This is a genomic window from Mycolicibacterium arabiense, from assembly GCF_010731815.2.
Taxonomy (GTDB): Bacteria; Actinomycetota; Actinomycetes; order Mycobacteriales; family Mycobacteriaceae; genus Mycobacterium; species Mycobacterium arabiense.
The window spans coordinates 44,837-60,708 of the sequence record NZ_AP022592.1 but is presented as its reverse complement, the minus strand read 5'-3'; the positions used below and the strand labels follow the sequence as shown (position 1 = coordinate 60,708).

Genomic DNA, 15,872 nt, shown 5'->3' with positions numbered 1-15,872 from the left:
CAGCGCGGTGTCGTCGTCTGTTCTGATCAATGTGGACATCGAATTCAGTTGCGCATGTTGGCGAAGGGACGCAGCCCGTGGTGGCTGCGGAACTGGACGATCATGGCGGTCTCGATTTGGGCCGCCTCGATGTCGTCGGTGACGCGCCATCCGACGAGAAGGTCGGCGTGGTCGGTCAGCTGCCATATCCGTCGGCCTCCGGAGTGGCCGACCGGTTCACCGGCACCGAACCGGCGGAATTCATCGAGCCGTTTACGCAGGCCGCGGCGTCCGTTGCTACCCGCGTTGGCCTTGCCGATGTAGACGATGCGGGTGCCGGGGACCCACAGCGTTTGCAGGTCGGCGACGGGCACGGTGGGGTCCTTGCCCTTGAAGTGGCCGGCGGGCGAGACGTCGAGGAATGACGGGGCATCGTCAGTGGGTCGCACGATGACGTAGACCCCCGGCTCGGCCGGCACGTCGGCGGTCGGCAGCGCGGCGAACGGCACCCACCCGGAGAAGGCGTCCAGGTCGATCGGTTCGGTGGTCACGGCAACTCCCTGGCGGGCTCGTCGAGCAGTGTGGTCACGACGGTTTCGAGGCGGTGCCCGGTCATGTCGCTCAGGCGCAGCGCCTTCGGCCCGATGGACTCGTCGATGTAGAAGTAGAGCAGCCGCGTCCCGTTGGTGTGCTTCTGCTGCGCTCGTCGGCGGGCCTCATCGAGCGGAAACAGCCACACGCTGTCGGTCGACATGTCAACGCACGCCAGCCATTGCGCCGGAGAGTCATCCGGGAATGCCCAGCTCAGTAGCAGCTTGCCCTTGCCGCCGGCGGATTTGGGAGCGACGTTCGCCTTCACCTGAATGGTGGCGGCCGATTGGTGGCCCGGCACGTACATCACCAGGTCGATGCCGGAGTCGGTGGTCAGCCGGGCGCTGTCGATGCCGAGTTTGAGCAGCTGGTACTGCACCAGCAGTTCCCCTGCCGCGCCGATCGCCTGGGTGCCGAGCTTCACTGTCGTCATCGAGTCCCTGGTGTCAGCAGCGCTCGCGACCGCATGATCACGTCCCAGTTCCTTGCGCCGTCCCCACCCCTCACACAGCGAGTGTAGGACGCAGAAGCGCCACCACCTCGTATGACGACACCGCCGCGCGCAAACGTCGGTCATCACTCGGGGTTTGACGGCCTACTCGAGTAACCTGCCGTCAGGTGACCCTCGATGCGCCCGGGAGCGACGTGACGACGTTCAGGACCGTTTCCTGCTTCTCCGGTGTGGGCGGTCTGGATCTCGGGCTGGAGCGAGGCGGATGCGACGTCGTGGCTCAGTGCGAGTCATGGAGTCCCGCACGCCGGGTCCTCGCCGAACACTGGCCCGGCATGACCGTCCTACCCGACATTGCCGAGGCCGACTTCGGACTATCCGACGTCGATCTGCTGGCCGCCGGATTTCCGTGCACCGACATCTCCCACGCCGGCGCCAAGGCGGGAATCGGCGGCCCACAATCGGGACTGGTGTCGCACGTGTTCCGCGTGATGGCCGCGCTGAACCCCACGTGGGTCCTGCTGGAGAACGTGCCCAATCTCTTGGCGTTGCACGGTGGTGCGGGGATGCGGTACCTCGTCGACCACTTCGTCAAGCTGGGTTACCGCTGGGCCTACCGCGTGGTCGACACGCGTTTCACCGGCCTGCCCCAACGCCGTAACCGTGTCCTGATGCTGGCCAGTCGACACTTCGATCCGGCGCCGGCGCTCCTCGGTGAGGACGCCGGCCCGCCCGACATGCCGCCGCAACCCACCGCCGGCGGCTTTTACTGGACCGAGGGCCGCCATGGTGTCGGCTTGGTTCCGGGAGCGATCCCCACGCTCAAGGGCGGTTCCACCATCGGGCTGCCCTCCGCACCGGCGGTGTGGTTTCCCGCGGCCGAGCCGGGGCGCCGCTTCGTGCTGCCCGACGTGGAGGACGGCGAAGCGTTGCAAGGACTGCCCAGGGGATGGACACGGACCGCGGTCACCTCTGGCCAGCCCAATCCGAGGTGGAAGTTGGTCGGCAACGCGGTGCCACCAGATGTGGGTACGTGGATCGCTCGGCGGATCACCAACGCCGAGACCGCCGAACAGGTGGTTATTGGGGGAGAGCCCTTCGACACGGCACTGACGCGGCGCTGGCCCACCGCGGCGTTCGGTTGCGATCGCCAGGCCACCGCCGCCCCCGTGACCCCGTGGCCGCACCGCACCCGTCCCAAGCCGTTGAGCGAGTTCATCTCACCGTTCGCCGCGGCGCTGTCACACCGCGCCACCACCGGGTTCCTGCGGCGCCTGGACGCAAGTGCACTGCGGGTGCCCCACGAGTTCTACGCCGACCTGGAAGACCATCAGGGCAGCACCCGCCCCGCCCTGCCTTACACGCCAGCGAGGGCGACGCCCGAAACGCACGTCGGCCCCGCGCCCGTTCGGGACAGGCGCACCTGCTCGCCCGAGTTGACGTTGCGCCGGCATCTGCACGCGCGGGGGTTGCGCTACCGCCTGCAGTACCGGCCGCTGCGCGACTCTCGGCGACGTTTCGAGATCGTCTTCATCGGCGCACGGGTGGCCGTCGACGTACGCCGCTGCCGCCAGGGCTGCCCACACCACGGCGACCCGGTCACCGAAGTGCTCACCGAGGCGAGGGTGCGCACCGCCCGCCGAGACGCTGTGACACTTCAGCTTCTGGCCGACAACGGGTGGACGGTGATCGTGGTGTGGGAACACCAAGACCCCGCCGCGGCCGCACAGACCATCCTCGATCTGGTCACCACGCGACGCCGCCGTCCCGCCCGCCGCGATACCGCGGCCATGGCGGCGGGCGTGAGTGCAACAGCCCGGTGGACGCCGTGACCGTGGCCACTCCGCGGGAGGACCCCATCGCTGGGTTGGGGGCCGTACACACCCGCTCGTGGGTGGTGACGATGATGCTCGATCTGGCCGGTTACGTCGACGACGAGGATCTGGGCAGCGGAACCGCCGTCGAACCGGCAGTGGGGTTCGGAGCGTTCCTGGTGCCGATGATCGAGCGCCTGATCGCCTCGTGCCGACGGCACGGACGTCCCATCTCCACCACCGGTTCGGCCATCGTCGCCTACGACCTCGATCCGCGCGCCGTGGAGGAATCTCGCCGCCGGGCAAGCGTGCTGCTGCGCGCGCACGGGTTAAGCGCCGCGCTCACACGGCGACTGGTCACCGGATGGGTGCGTCACGGAGACTTCCTATTGGAAGCGCCTGCCCTCAGCCAGATCCGGTGGGTGATTGGCAACCCGCCGTACGTGCGCGTCGAGGACGTGGGGCGCGAACGGCTGCTGAGCTACCGGGCGCTGTGGTCGACGATGCGCGGCCGCGCCGACGTGTACGTCGGGTTCCTTCAGGCGGGCCTCGAAGTGCTCGCTGACGACGCCACGATGACCACCATCTGCGCCGACCGCTGGATGCGCAATCAATACGGAGCGACTCTGCGCAGCGTGATCTCCCAGCGCTACGCAGTAGACGCCTGCATCTCGATGTACGGGTCCGCGGCCTTCGAAACGCCGGTGGCTGTCTACCCGGCGATCACCGTCATGCGCAACGGAACTCAGCGCCGCACACTGCTGTTCGATCGAGAAGCCCCCCTGGACCAGGACCACGGCGCAACGCTGCTGCACGCCTGGCGCCAGGGACCCGCCGATACGCCCGCCGCCCGCGCCGCCCACGCACAGTGGACGCGTGGCTGGCACGCCGGACCCGCTGGCTGGCCTACCCGGAGGTCGGCCCGCGTGACCGCTGCCGAGCGGCGCCTACCCACCCTGGCCGAGGCGGGCGTCCACGTCTCCATGGGTCCCGCTACCGGGGCCGACACGATCTACGTCACCCACGACACCGCGGGCATCGAGACCGAACGGCTCATTCCAGCCATCGGCGCACAAGAGGTTCGCCGCGGCGAACTCGAGTGGATAGGACGACATCTGATCAACCCATGGGATGACGACGGCCTGGTCGACCTCGGTCAGTACCCGGGGTTGAAGCGCTACGTCGAGCGCCACCGCCCTCGACTCTTAGAGCGTCACACGGCCCGCGCGCATCCCGACCAGTGGTGGCGAACCATCGACCGGGTCCGCCCACAGATGGCCGCCACCCCGAAACTGCTCATTCCCGACATCAAGGAACGCATCTTCCCGGTACTCGACAATGGTCAGTTCCTCCCCATGCACAACCTCTACTACGTCGTAGCGCCCACGTGGGACTTGCGGGTCCTGGGCGGAATATTGATGTCCGACATAGCCACTCAATTCGTCAGCACCTACTCGGTGCGCATGGCCAGCGGCTATTTCAGGGTAAGCGCCCAGTACCTTCGACGAGTCCGCATACCGGCCTACCCCACCATTCCCCCCGCACTGCGGCGGCAACTGCGCACCGCTTTTGACGCCCGCGACCTGCCGGCAGCCAACGACGCCGCGAACCGCGCCTACGACCTCAGGACCGCCTGACCCATCAAAAGCCACTCCAAGCATCCCATCTGTGCGCAGGCGGGGACACCATGAAGTACCGACGTGCACAACATATTTCGAGTTACAAATCTGCCAAAGTGACCCCATCAATGCCAAAGTGGCCCCATCAATTTAGGGCGGCCGCCATGAGAGCCAGACCATGTGACGTTGATCACCGCTGGGTCTGAGATAAAGGAGACACGCCAGGCATCGGGGCCCACTCCGGCCAGACCACAGAACGCGGAAACAGGACATCGAAGACACCTGACACGCCGTTTTGCCGCGATAACTCATGGTTGCGGTGATTGTCGCGTACCTACAGTCGCGACTGGCTCTCGCGGGGGCGCCTGTGAAAGTGGAAGGGCAACGTTGTGGACTGAGCCGAGTGACGAGGCTGTAGCACTCACCTGCGGTGCGGCCGCGGGGTTTCTGGCGTTCACGGCCTTGCTCATGGCCGGGTCACATTGGACCCTCTGCCTGCTGGGGGAGCGATCCTCGGCACACTCGCCACCTTCATCACTCGCTCCCGGATTCGCAGTTGGGCACAATCCGCACAGCATGCATCAGAGGTAGCCGAGGCCAAAGCACGTGAGCGCCAGGCCGCGGAAGAGTTCCGTCGACGTTATGCGATCGAGCACCAGAAGAACTTGGATCGCGAGTACCTGCGTTCGGGGCTTGCTGAGGTGGATCGCATGCCGGGAATCGAGTTCGAGAAGTACGTCGCGGCGCGGCTGCGCGCGCACGGTTGGAAGGTTTCAACGACCGCGACGGCAGGAGATTACGGGGGTTGATCTGGTGGCCCGAAAAGCTGGGGAGAGCATTGCGGTGCAATGCAAGCGTTACGGGAAGCCGGTGAGAGTGTCAGCGCTTCAACAGGTGGTGTCAGGTTCGATGCATCATCAATGCACCGCCAGCATGGTTGTCTGCAACCAGGATTTCACCAAAGCCGCTATGCAACTTGCGCGTACGCACAACTGCCGGCTCATTGGTCGATGCAGTCAATGCTGAACGGAACGGCGCCCGGCCGGCTGGGCGTCGCTGCGGTGTCGACCTCCTGAGGACGCCGACGACTCGGATGCGGTGGTGCCGGATGCATGCCGGCCATACGACTCGCCACCGTCCCCCGCTGCCTTGGCCCCGGTAGTGGGCCCTATCTGCTCGCTGGACGCAACGTGACGTCCTGTGCTGCCGGTTGACTTCAGCCGCCCGGTCCCGGGGTTAGCGGTGTCCGTAGCGGGCGCGGAGGTGGCGTTGTCGGACGTGTCCGCGTCTGTGCGCTCCCCCGGTGCCCGCATGGCGTCGTCGGTGCCCAGGTCGTCGGCCGCAGTCTCGGCGGGAGTCGCCACTTCCTCGCTGAGGCCATCGGTGGGTGGGGCCGCCGGCTCCACGACCTCAGCCGCAACGGAGTCGGATGGAGAGGTCTCGGGCGGCGACTCGTCCGTGGTGGGCTTGTCGCTCATTGCCTCCGCTGCCGTCGTCGGGTCGTCTGCCGCTGTGGCGGTGTCCTCGGTCGTCGACGCGGCGGGGACCGAGGTGCCCCCGTCCTCGTTGGCGTCCAAGACGTCCCCGGGCACGGTCAGGGTGTTCACCAGCGAGGATCGCAGCACCGAGTCCGGCAGAGCCGCGGGGTCCGCTGCGGTCGCAGACAGCGCCAGCGGGCCAGCGTTGAGTATCCCGCCGATCGCCTGTCCGATGTCGATCGCGGTCGAGATCGTGTACAGCGCAGCGGCCGTGGCGAACGCGGCCACGTTCACCGCCCCAGCCACGGCGGTGGCCACGGCGTAGGGAGGACCGGCCACGAACGACGGCAGACCGGCAGCCCGCATCAGGCCGCTGGCCGCGGTCGCCAACCCACCGGTGAACGAGTTGATCACCTCGGCGGCCGTACCGGTGAGATCCGCCCCGACCCGGAACGGCAGGGAGGCAAACGAACTGGCCGTTCCGACCACGGTCTGAACGGTCGTCACACCAGCACCGAGGAGAACCGACACCGCGTTGGTGTAGCTGGCCGGGCTCAACGGTGCGGTACCGATCGCGACGAGCGCGTTCTGCAGTGCACCGGCGGTGGAGCCGTTGCCCAACCAGGTCGACACCACACCAGACGCGCCGCCGGCCACCCGCCCCAGCGCCAACGTCGCGGCGTTGGCGGCCGCGCCGGTGATGCCGGCGACCCCGGCCAGCACGGCGGTGACGGGCGCTGACACGATGCCCTGCACGGCGGTCAGCGCGCCGTCGATGAGGGCGACGTCGGTCAGTGACTTGCCCGCGTCGAGCAGGCCGTTCACCAAGGACACGGCGTTGATAATCTGGTCGCTCACGACGGTGACCAGGGTGCTGGTCAGGTGCACCCCGCCGGTGGCGAGTGTTGCGGCCGCGTTGATGCCGCCTCGGAGGGCCATGCCCGCAATGCCGAACGACGTGTTCAGCAGGCCCAGGTAGCTCTCAGCCGAGATCGGGTTGTTGACGCTGGCCACGGCCTGCGTAGCCGAACCCAACGATCCGGTGGCCGTCGAGGTCAAGATGCCGGCCAGCTGCCCGCTCGACAACGCGATGGTGTTGTCGGTGGCTTCGACGGACTGCGCCAGCTGCGACAGCCCGCCAGCGGACGCAGCCTTGAGCGCGATGAGCACCGACCCAAGGGTGGGGTTGGCGCCTGCGGCGCGGATCAGGCCGTCCCACAGGTTGTCGTTCGGCGCGGCCGCGGAGGTCAACGCTCCGGTCAGGGTGTGACCGGAGCCGTCGACCATGGAGGTCACCGTGGCGGTGACCGATGCCATTGCCGCATCGAGGTTGGCCGCCAGGGCGGCGACGTCGGCTGGTTTGATCGCGGCCTCGAGCTGAACCTCTGAAACCGATGCGTACGGCACCGCGAGATGGTGGTCACCGGGAGTCGCCACTACCGGGGTCAGGGCGATCGCACTCGCCGCAGTCAACGCGACGCCGGCAGTGAGATAAGTGCGAACGGAAAGTTCCACGAGGCCCTCCAAAGGCGCGCGGCGGATAGGTGGGTTGCCAGTCACGGGGCGCTGATCACATTGCTACGCCGGGGGTTTCGCGTTCCTGCTCGCGTTCTATGCGCCTCCGGCGCATCGCCGCCTCCACGATGGTGCTCGAGATCATCCGTCCACTGCCGATCACTTGGCGCGCCTGCGCGCGCTGCTCGTCGGTCACTTCACGGCGTCCCGCGGCGTCGCGGGCCTTGGACAGAGCAGACCCGGCTAGCTCTCGGCGCCTGTGAGGGTCGGTTTCCCTGCGGGCGGCTGTGAGCATGGACTGAGCCTCTCGTAAGAGGCTTCCGGGGATCATCGTCAGCGCGGACCGGACGACGGCCTGTGCGCGCTGACGTTCCTCGGCGCTCGCGCCTGCGTCGAGGGATACTTCGGCGGCTGCGTCTGCAGCTGATCGCGCGTACTGACCCTGCCGATGCGGGTCGGCTTCGGACTGTGCTGTGCGCAAGTCGTTTTCGGCGTGGTCCAGGGCGCCCGGTAGGGGTGCGGTCACGTGCCGGACGCTACGGATCAGTGGGCCGTCGAGTCCACCACCACAGCCAACTTCGCGACCAACCAATTTCCGGGGTAGTCAAATGCCGCTTGCATGCAGGCGCTGTTCGCTGCGGCTCACCTCACCTGCCGCCGCGTCAGGCTCACGCCGCGCATTTGCTGCATGAACCCAACCACGCAGGGGTTGGGAAACGAAAGGCATTAGAGGGAAGGTTGATTCGCGGGTGCATATTGGCGGTCGCCTTGCCCGAAAAAGATTGCCATACATCAAAATAGGCGTTAGACTGTTACCTATAGATAACAGCAACCGAAAGGCAATCTCATGACAACTCGCAAGACCGAAGCGAATGTGATCCCCGCAGCGCTGGTCAGCCACACCACGATTCGGGTCCAGGGCGAACAGAACGGTGACATCGCGGTCTACCACGCGTGCTCGCCGAACGCCCGGCTGCGGATGCAGTGGGGCGGCATGCTAATGACGATGTTGTCGGCACAGGCCATCCAGGGCGTACTGGAGGGGTTCAGCGCGGCCCGCGAGAAGATGGCCCTCCTCCCCCGCCAGATCCCCGCCCCGAGGCCCCTCGTCGAGGACGCGTTCGCATTGCCCACGGTGGCCATCGACTGGACGCGGCGCCCCGCCTACGCGGTGGTGGACCGGCAGGAACTCTCCCGCGACGGCTCGCGCCAGGTCCGCTGGCTAGATCTGCACATGGGTCCGGTGACATTCCAGATCCTCGACCAGGCGGGATGCCGCAGTGCGGTGGCGCTGCTGCGTACCGCCCACCACGCCGCAATTCAGGTCTTCTTGGATGGTCCCGATCATCCGGAAGATCCGACGCTAAGCGATTACACGCCGCCGACCATCAGTTAGCGGTTATCCACAGGTAGCCCTCGCGCCGGGCTTGTTATCCACAACCACGGATGGCAGGCCCGGCGTTTGGCGTCGGAGGCCGCACAATCACGGTACGACCGAGCAGTTCTCGCATCCAAGGAGGCTCACCATGACCGTGTCCTGGTCTCTGACCATCACGTCACCATGCCGGATGGCCACCACCATGGGCAGCGCCGACGATCACGAGGCGGCCGTAACCAAGGTGCTGGCCGCCGCCCAGGAGGCCATCGACGATGCCCGCGTGACCGCGGCACCGGCAGCCCGCTACGAACTACGCGCGGCCGGCGAGCCGGTGGCGATTGTTCAGACCGGCGCCGACGAAGACGGCAACCCCGATCACGTCTCGACGCGCGAGCTGATTCAGCGCATCGAGTGGCAGCGCTACCTCAGTGCGGCGCCGTACTGAGAGACTGCGTCTCCAGCAGAAGTGCAGGCTCGATGTCGAGGCCGCGGGCCAAGTGCACCAGCACCACCACCGTCGGGCACTTGTGTCCTGCTTCGACGAGGTTGAGATAGGGACGACTGATCCCCGCGAGCTGGGCGAGCTTGGTCTGCGATAGGCCGGCTGCGGTGCGGTGCTCACGGATGGCCGCGCCGAGGGCGGCAACGATCTCCGAACCGTCGTCCGTGGACGCACTGTCCATGCCCAACTCCCTCCGATGGCGTTGCCTATAGGTTACACCGCCATCGTGGGCTCTCGTGCCCTCAGAACAGCACGGCATCGGTCGTCGCCTCCTGCCACCACACCTCGAAGCCAGGACGAGCCTTGTCCTCCACCACGGCCGGGCAGACCACGAAGAAGTGCTCCAGCGCCGGGAGCTGCTCACTGCGCGCGCGCACGACATGGCGCACGATCCCATCGGCGCCGATCCGGCGCTCACCGGCACACTCGCGAAGTTCCTCCTCCATCTGCTCACGGCTGCCGCGTGCCACCGCTCGCACCGAACGTGCGGTAATCCCCCGCCCATGGGCGCGCACCGACGATCTGCGGGTAAGCCGACGGACCTCGTAGACGGCGTGCTCACACTCGTCGAGCATCGCGTCGAACTGGGCCTGCACCTCGGTCAGCCCGGCGCCGGCCACCAGGGCGGCCGCCGAGCTGCCCGCGATGAGGGTCTGGCGCTCGTTGAGGGTCCGCGCGACGGCCTCGAGGAACAGGGCTCGCGCACCGGCCTGCGGCTCGCGACGGTACCGCTCGACGAGGGCCTGGCGGCCGGATGCGGTCGTCATCGCGAACACGCAGTACGAACAGGCCGACTTGGACCACCGACGCCCGGTCGTCTCGGCGATGAAGTCCGAGCACCGGGTGCGATCCCAGCCCCAGTCGAGCAGCGGGTACCACCCCGTCCGGTGCTCGGTGTTGAACAGCGCATCCTTGGCCGCACGGGCCCGTTCCCCCGCCTCGAAGCCGAGCACGTGGCGGTAGCGACGCCCGGCGGTCACCGACGCGATGATCGGATCTAGGCAGTTGCCCTTGGCGTGCACCGAGCACATCCGCGCGCCGCCGACCTGGGGAAGCGTTCCGGCCGCGAGCATTTCGTCGGACAGTTTGTGGCCATCGACGTGCAGTCGCTGCGGCGCTGTGGAGTCGTCGAGGACGGCAACACCCTCCCCGCTGGCGGTCGTCTTGCGCTGCGTGCGACCGACCTGGATGAACCGGACCCCGTGCCGACGCAGCTCGGGAAGGACGACTTCCTCGACGTCGCGCAACGTCTGATCGAATTCGTCGCCGGTATGTGCGGTGATGACGACGAGGTCCTGGAGGTCGAAGTCGCGGCTGGAGGGGTCGGTGAGCCAGCGCAGCAGGATCGCAGTCGAGTCCACGCCCATGCCGTAGCTCATCACAACCGTTGCGCCGTTGTCGGTTTCGGCGAGGCCGGGGAGCTGTTCGTTGCCCGCGTTCATCGGAATTCTCGCTCGTTTCGTTTGTCCTGAAGTGTTGCCTATAGTTTACACCGACTGTAAACTATAGGCAACAGGACAAATCCCGAGGAAGGAACCCCGATGACCACCAACACCGCCTCCACCACCGCCGCTCCCGAGCTGCTTCACCTGGACCCCAACGAGATTGAGGTGGGCGCGAACGTTCGCTTCGACCCCCGCCTCGACCGCGACTTCCTCGCCTCCATCGAGGAGCACGGAGTCCTGGCCCCCGTCACCGCCGTCCGGCTCGAAGACGGCAGCGTGACGCTGCGAGATGGCCAGCGCCGCACCCAGGCCGCGCGCCAGCTGGGCCTCGCGACGATCCCGGTCTACGTGCACCAAGCCACGTCACGTCACCGCGTCATCGAGCAGATGGTCCTCAACAACCACCGGGCAGAGCTGACAGCGGGCGAACGCGCGCGAGGAATCAACCAGCTGCTCCTGGACGGGGTTTCAATGACCAAGGTGGCCAAGGAACTCTCGATCACCAAGGACGCCGTGGCGGCGGCCACGGTGGCCATCGAGTCCGAAACGGCCATGGGCGCCCTGGACACCGGGCAGCTCAACCTGGTGGAGGCCACCAGCTTCGTCGAGTTCGACGGCGACGAGGCGGCCCAGGCCGAACTGATCAAGGTGGCCGGCACCGACCAGTTCGACCACCGCGTCGCCCAGCTGCGGGCCGAGCGCGAAGACCGGCGCCGCTACCAGGAGACAGCGGCAACCTTCAGCGCGAAGGGCTACACCGTGCTCGACCGCCGCCCCGGCTGGTCCGACAAGGCCTACATCCCGACCAACTACCTGCGAGACGCCGACGGCAAGACCCTCACCGACGAGGCAATCGCTGCGATGGACCCTCAGCACTGGGCCGTCGTGCTCGAAAGCGAAGACGTGTACCTCGACGTGACGACTGGCGAGTCAGTGAACGAGCACGACATCGACTTCGACACCGCCGACGATCCGACCCTGGAACCGGCCGAGGGCTACCGGCACGCACGAACCGTCACCGAGACCACGGTCTGGAGCCCCGAGTTCTACTGCTGCAACCCGCGCGTGGCCGAGATCACCATGCCCGACTGGGCAGCTCGTCAGTACGGCTTTGACGCCGACCGCCTCGCCGATGCCAGTGACCCCGATGGCGCGGCCGAACGGGAACGTGCTCGCCAGGCGGAGGCCGACAAGGAACGCGCCGAGCGCCGCAAGCTCATCGCCTTGAACAAGCTCGGCGAGGCGGCGGCGACCGTGCGCCGCGAGTGGGTGCGCGACAAGCTCCTGTCTCGCAAGACCGCTCCCAAGGGCGCCGCCCTCTACCTCGCCGAAGTGATCGTCACCCGAGCCGACCTGTTCAACGACTACCACGGTCAGAAGCTCGCGCCCGAGCTGCTCGGCCTGCCCGACAACGAGACCGCGAAAATGGCCGTCGCCAAGCTCCCCGCCACCGGCGACGGACGAGCCCTGGTGATCCTGCTCGGAATGGTGCTCGCCACCACCGAGGCCCGCACGGCGAAAGACGCCTGGCGTGCCCCCCAGGACATCACCAAGACCTACCTGCGCTTCCTGGAGGACAACGGCTACCCGCTCAGCGACATCGAGCAGGTAATCCTCGGCAAGCGCAAAGCAGAGACCGTCTATCGACAGGCCTGCAAGGAGGACTAGGCACGCCGCCGGGGCCCGGGGAAGAAGACCAGCTCCCCCGGGCTCCCGGCCCGAATCCGCGTACCCGGCCCATGAGCGCCCGCGCCACGAGGCGTACTGATCAACCCACAGAACGGAACCCGACACACCAGGACCAACCGCACCGAAATGGCCTACGCCCGCAGCGCCCTCTACAACGTCCGCGCCGCCACCGCCACCGAGGTCGACGAGTACAACTCCTACAGAGAGGGCGAACCCACCTACGGTGGGCTCTGGGTCTTGGACCTATCCAACGAGGACGGCAACGGTCTAGCCCTGCTGGGAAGCCGCGAACTTCTCGACTACCTCGACCTGGCCACCGCACACGTCAAGTTCGAGACCGACCCGCGCGGAGAACTCGACCAAGCGCTCCGCCGGCTCCACACCTTGCGCGCAGAACGCGCCGCCGCCAGTGACGCCGCAGACCACGGCGCCGTCACCCGCCTCGACGAGGACCAGGTCGCAATCCTCGAAGACGTCGCCACCGCCGCCGAGATGGTCAATCGCGACCTCTGAAACGAGCAGCCGAACGTCCGGCCAGCCGATGCGGTCTGGCCGGACCTTCGGCGCCCCGCTCAAAATCAAAAGCGCCAAGACGAGAAATTCCCGAGTGGTTCCTAGTGCAAATCACCGCCATTCCTAGTGCCATTCGGCCGCTGTATAGAATGGCTGTTCAGCGCCACAAATTGCCTAAAAATATGGCTCTATCCGTTGTCTCGTCGGCCCCCAGCAATTAGGATAGAACGTACAGAGAACACCCGAATTACCTACCATTTAAGGAGAATGAAATGAGCACCACGGCAACGGTCACCGTCTACACCAAGCCCGCATGCGTCCAATGCAACGCGACCTACAAGGCGCTCGAAAAACAAGGCGTCGACTACTCGGTCGTCGACATCACCACCACCACCCCCGAGGCGCGCGACTACGTGCTGGCCCTGGGCTACCTCCAGGCCCCCGTCGTGGTCGCCGGCGACGAGCACTGGTCGGGTTTCCGGCCAGACCGGATCAAGGCACTCACCCACGCCGCCGCCGCGTAACCCCGCCCGCATCCACGCCGCCAACCACTCAACCCCGGAGCCACACCCATGTACACGCTGACCATCGACGACCACGGCCTCGACGTGACCACGCTGCACGACACCCCAGAAGCCGCCCAGGCCGCCCTTCACACCTACCTGGTGCTGGCGGACTATTACCACCGGCCCACTCAGCTCAGCGCCACTCACACGGCGTTCGAGCTGGTGTCCCTCAGCGAGGCCAAGCCGCGCGCCGTCGGGGTGGCCACCATCGAGCCCTACTCCGAACTCGACGCCCGCCGCGACCTCGAGGCGGTATTCGCCGCGAGCCCCGTCCGCGCCCTGGCGTCGTAACATCGCACCGCGCGCCATGCCCTACTACCTGACCGACGTCGCCGAGCTGCCCTACCCCCACACGATGGGCGAGCGGCCGCACCAGGACGGAAGGCCGTCCAACTGTCCCCTGGCGTTGTCGCGCGTACTGCGCACCACGAGCGCGCACCCCGGGCAGGACGGCTACCGAGAGCTGTTCACCGACACCGCGATCGCCGAGCGCCGCCAGGTCTGCGATGTCCACGCCGGAGATTGGGCCGCGGTGCTGCCGGCAGTGACAGCCTTTCTCGAACCCTTCCCCCCGACAGCCGATCCGACTGCGATCTACCGGGCACGCAAAGAAGACCCGCGCGTCACGGGCCTTGCGAGAGCCGACCGAATCCTGGCGCAGGCACTGCTCAACACCCACGACCCGATCAAGTACTTCCTCAACGCCCACGGCCACCTCGAGTCGATCGGCCAGCACCGCATCTGCTGGGCCCGCACAGCCGGCGTCGCCGCTGTGCCCGTGTGGTTCGACGCCAGCACCGTGCGCCCGCCCCGCACCGCCGCGCTCATGCAGCGCGGCTGAGCGCCCCCAGCACGCGGAAACTCGGTGTCCCAGAGCCGCTCCAGCTCGACGTTGCGACAACGCGCGCCACGGCACCCAGCGTCGCCCAGGGCGCCGCGGCCGCAGCGCTAATCGCCCGGTTCTTCAGCGAGATACCAAACTCACCACAGCGTGGGCTGGTCGCCAAGCAGCGCCGCTTGCACCGCGGCGGCATCCCAGCCGTCGCGCACCGCATCGCGCAGCGCCACCGATCGTGCGCGCCGCACACCGCGACTGTCGAAGCGCCGCACCGCATGGCGGCCACCGCCGCGACGCATCCGCGCCATCCGCTCCATGTTGTCGCCCTGGGAACCCGACACGACGTGCTGCCGCACGTCGCTGTCGGCCGCGATCTTCACGCACACCGGGTTGTCGCACTCGTGCAAACCCAGCACCCCCGCAGCCACGGTTCCGGTGGCGATCGCCAACGCGTAACGGTGCGGCCGCACGCAGAACCCCACGCCGTCGCGCGTGAGGTAGAACCGGCCGTAACCATCGGCGCCGATGGCACCGATCCAGATGTCGCAGTCCGAACGCGTTGGCCCGCAGACGACGTGACTGTCGAAGCGCGCGATCTCCGCGGCGTGCAGCCGCCGATCAACGATCAGTTGGCCTGCGCTTCTCATGGCCGCTGACCCTACGTCCGCGCACTGACGTTCAGCACGCCCCACGGCGGGCGCCAAAGCGCCGCCGCGCGCCTCGGGGAGCTACCGGTTCGGCGCGGCATCTGATTCCCCGTCCACCAGTGCCTGTCGCCTCTCCAGCTCGCGCTCGATCATGGACCCGAAGCGCTCGACGTCGCGAGGGTCCGCGCGCACCTGGCGCAGCGCGTCGTCGGTGTGCGCGACGGCCGGCGGATCCCACCCGCTGGCGGTGGAACCCTGCCAGTCGTGCACCACGATCGTCGTCTCATGGCTCATCGGTCGCCCTCCGGTGGTCTCCTGCATCAGGCCGTGGCCGCGTTCGGCTCGACGCCACCAGGGTAGGAATCCCCCGCGCGCTCGCCGCCCTTCTCGCCGTCGACGCCTAGTGCATGCGAACCGTTGCTCGCCGTGCGCTTTTCGACCTTCGGGGCGTGCCGCAGCATGGCCCGGACTTCGCCGATGCCGTCGCCGGTCAATTCGGCGATGGTCGTCAGCGTCTCACCACTTTCCTGCAGCAGCCTGATCGCCGCGCCGGCCTCGGCTCGAGTGTCGGCACGCCGCTTGCCGGCCTCGGCGCGCACCTGTTGAGTCACCGCGGCCAAGCGCTCGGTCTCCCAGGCGTCGATCTCGGCCAGCCTGGCTTTGGCCACCATGTAGTTCGCCGCGCTCTCGATGTTCGCCTTCTCCCGAGCCGCGCGGGCCTCGTTGGCGCGCCTGGTCGCCTCGCGCGCCCGCCGCCGGGCCTCCACCTTGGACGTACCTGCTGCTGTCATGACCGGGACATTAGAAGCGGTCGGGCGGCGCGGGCCACCACCACAACCACATTCGC

At 67.4% G+C, this 15,872-nt stretch carries 20 protein-coding genes; 10 read left to right on the top strand and 10 right to left on the bottom strand.

What is annotated here, in order from left to right:
- Positions 1-44: 44 nt before the first annotated feature.
- Positions 45-530 (bottom strand): hypothetical protein, encoded by a 486-nt coding sequence (locus tag G6N61_RS00255; RefSeq protein WP_163916107.1) that lies wholly within the window; start codon positions 528-530, stop codon positions 45-47.
- Complete coding sequence (locus G6N61_RS00250) at positions 527-1,003, bottom strand: hypothetical protein (protein WP_163916104.1); 477 nt, start codon at positions 1,001-1,003, stop codon at positions 527-529. Before G6N61_RS00250 ends, G6N61_RS00255 begins: the two co-directional genes overlap by 4 nt.
- A 185-nt stretch (positions 1,004-1,188) precedes the next feature.
- Here G6N61_RS00250 and dcm point away from each other — a divergent pair, with 185 nt between their 5' ends.
- Together dcm and G6N61_RS00240 are read left to right on the top strand one after the other, a co-directional pair.
- Positions 1,189-2,853 (top strand): DNA (cytosine-5-)-methyltransferase, encoded by a 1,665-nt coding sequence (gene dcm / locus G6N61_RS00245; protein WP_163916102.1) that lies wholly within the window; start codon positions 1,189-1,191, stop codon positions 2,851-2,853.
- Complete coding sequence (locus tag G6N61_RS00240; protein WP_163916100.1) at positions 2,850-4,472, top strand: Eco57I restriction-modification methylase domain-containing protein; 1,623 nt, start codon at positions 2,850-2,852, stop codon at positions 4,470-4,472. The genes dcm and G6N61_RS00240 overlap by 4 nt, the downstream gene beginning before the upstream one ends.
- A gap of 563 nt (positions 4,473-5,035) precedes the next feature.
- Here the strand turns inward: G6N61_RS00240 and G6N61_RS00235 are convergent.
- On the bottom strand, positions 5,036-5,215 hold the full coding sequence (locus G6N61_RS00235) for a hypothetical protein (protein WP_163916019.1): 180 nt from the start codon (positions 5,213-5,215) through the stop codon (positions 5,036-5,038).
- Between G6N61_RS00235 and G6N61_RS31280 the strand changes: the two genes are divergently transcribed.
- A complete protein-coding gene (locus tag G6N61_RS31280) occupies positions 5,148-5,480 on the top strand; it encodes a restriction endonuclease (protein WP_163916098.1) in 333 nt (110 codons plus the stop codon). The two genes, G6N61_RS00235 and G6N61_RS31280, sit on opposite strands and share 68 nt — an antisense overlap.
- Here the strand turns inward: G6N61_RS31280 and G6N61_RS00225 are convergent.
- The gene (locus tag G6N61_RS00225) at positions 5,471-7,447 is read right to left on the bottom strand and encodes a hypothetical protein (protein WP_163916096.1); all 1,977 of its coding nucleotides are present in this window, start codon (positions 7,445-7,447) and stop codon (positions 5,471-5,473) included. The two genes, G6N61_RS31280 and G6N61_RS00225, sit on opposite strands and share 10 nt — an antisense overlap.
- A gap of 55 nt (positions 7,448-7,502) precedes the next feature.
- Positions 7,503-7,973, bottom strand: a complete 471-nt coding sequence (locus G6N61_RS30585; protein WP_235887116.1) for a hypothetical protein — start codon at positions 7,971-7,973, stop codon at positions 7,503-7,505.
- A gap of 321 nt (positions 7,974-8,294) precedes the next feature.
- Between G6N61_RS30585 and G6N61_RS00215 the strand changes: the two genes are divergently transcribed.
- Both G6N61_RS00215 and G6N61_RS00210 read left to right on the top strand, forming a co-directional pair.
- Positions 8,295-8,843: a hypothetical protein gene (locus G6N61_RS00215; RefSeq protein WP_163916094.1), complete on the top strand. Its 549-nt coding sequence runs from the start codon at positions 8,295-8,297 to the stop codon at positions 8,841-8,843.
- Between the two features lie 130 nt (positions 8,844-8,973).
- Positions 8,974-9,270 carry a hypothetical protein gene (locus G6N61_RS00210; RefSeq protein WP_163916092.1) on the top strand — a complete coding sequence of 99 codons (297 nt, stop codon included), beginning with the start codon at positions 8,974-8,976 and terminating at the stop codon, positions 9,268-9,270.
- On the opposite strand, the gene G6N61_RS00205 is transcribed toward G6N61_RS00210, so the two are convergent.
- Together G6N61_RS00205 and G6N61_RS00200 are read right to left on the bottom strand one after the other, a co-directional pair.
- The gene (locus G6N61_RS00205) at positions 9,251-9,508 is read right to left on the bottom strand and encodes a helix-turn-helix domain-containing protein (protein WP_163916090.1); all 258 of its coding nucleotides are present in this window, start codon (positions 9,506-9,508) and stop codon (positions 9,251-9,253) included. The genes G6N61_RS00210 and G6N61_RS00205 overlap by 20 nt on opposite strands.
- 61 nt (positions 9,509-9,569) lie before the next feature.
- Complete coding sequence (locus G6N61_RS00200) at positions 9,570-10,769, bottom strand: hypothetical protein (protein ID WP_235887115.1); 1,200 nt, start codon at positions 10,767-10,769, stop codon at positions 9,570-9,572.
- A 99-nt stretch (positions 10,770-10,868) separates the two neighbouring features.
- Between G6N61_RS00200 and G6N61_RS00195 the strand changes: the two genes are divergently transcribed.
- The 5 genes from G6N61_RS00195 to G6N61_RS00175 all read left to right on the top strand — a co-directional run bounded on the left by G6N61_RS00195 (position 10,869) and on the right by G6N61_RS00175 (position 14,381).
- Positions 10,869-12,440, top strand: coding sequence for a ParB/RepB/Spo0J family partition protein (locus G6N61_RS00195; RefSeq protein WP_163916088.1), 1,572 nt, complete (start codon positions 10,869-10,871; stop codon positions 12,438-12,440).
- Between the two features lie 147 nt (positions 12,441-12,587).
- Positions 12,588-12,974 (top strand): hypothetical protein, encoded by a 387-nt coding sequence (locus G6N61_RS00190; protein ID WP_163916086.1) that lies wholly within the window; start codon positions 12,588-12,590, stop codon positions 12,972-12,974.
- 272 nt (positions 12,975-13,246) lie between these two features.
- A complete protein-coding gene (gene nrdH / locus G6N61_RS00185) occupies positions 13,247-13,498 on the top strand; it encodes a glutaredoxin-like protein NrdH (protein ID WP_163916084.1) in 252 nt (83 codons plus the stop codon).
- Between the two features lie 48 nt (positions 13,499-13,546).
- On the top strand, positions 13,547-13,831 hold the full coding sequence (locus G6N61_RS00180) for a hypothetical protein (RefSeq protein ID WP_163916082.1): 285 nt from the start codon (positions 13,547-13,549) through the stop codon (positions 13,829-13,831).
- A 16-nt stretch (positions 13,832-13,847) separates the two neighbouring features.
- Positions 13,848-14,381 carry a hypothetical protein gene (locus G6N61_RS00175; protein ID WP_163916080.1) on the top strand — a complete coding sequence of 178 codons (534 nt, stop codon included), beginning with the start codon at positions 13,848-13,850 and terminating at the stop codon, positions 14,379-14,381.
- Between the two features lie 140 nt (positions 14,382-14,521).
- Here G6N61_RS00175 and G6N61_RS00170 read toward each other — a convergent pair whose 3' ends face one another.
- The 3 genes from G6N61_RS00170 to G6N61_RS00160 form a co-directional block, all read right to left on the bottom strand.
- Positions 14,522-15,025: a hypothetical protein gene (locus G6N61_RS00170; protein ID WP_163916078.1), complete on the bottom strand. Its 504-nt coding sequence runs from the start codon at positions 15,023-15,025 to the stop codon at positions 14,522-14,524.
- 81 nt (positions 15,026-15,106) lie between these two features.
- Entirely contained in the window at positions 15,107-15,319 is a 213-nt protein-coding gene (locus G6N61_RS00165) for a hypothetical protein (protein WP_163916076.1), read from the bottom strand.
- Between the two features lie 26 nt (positions 15,320-15,345).
- A complete protein-coding gene (locus tag G6N61_RS00160; protein WP_235887114.1) occupies positions 15,346-15,816 on the bottom strand; it encodes a hypothetical protein in 471 nt (156 codons plus the stop codon).
- Between the last annotated feature and the right edge of the window lie 56 nt (positions 15,817-15,872).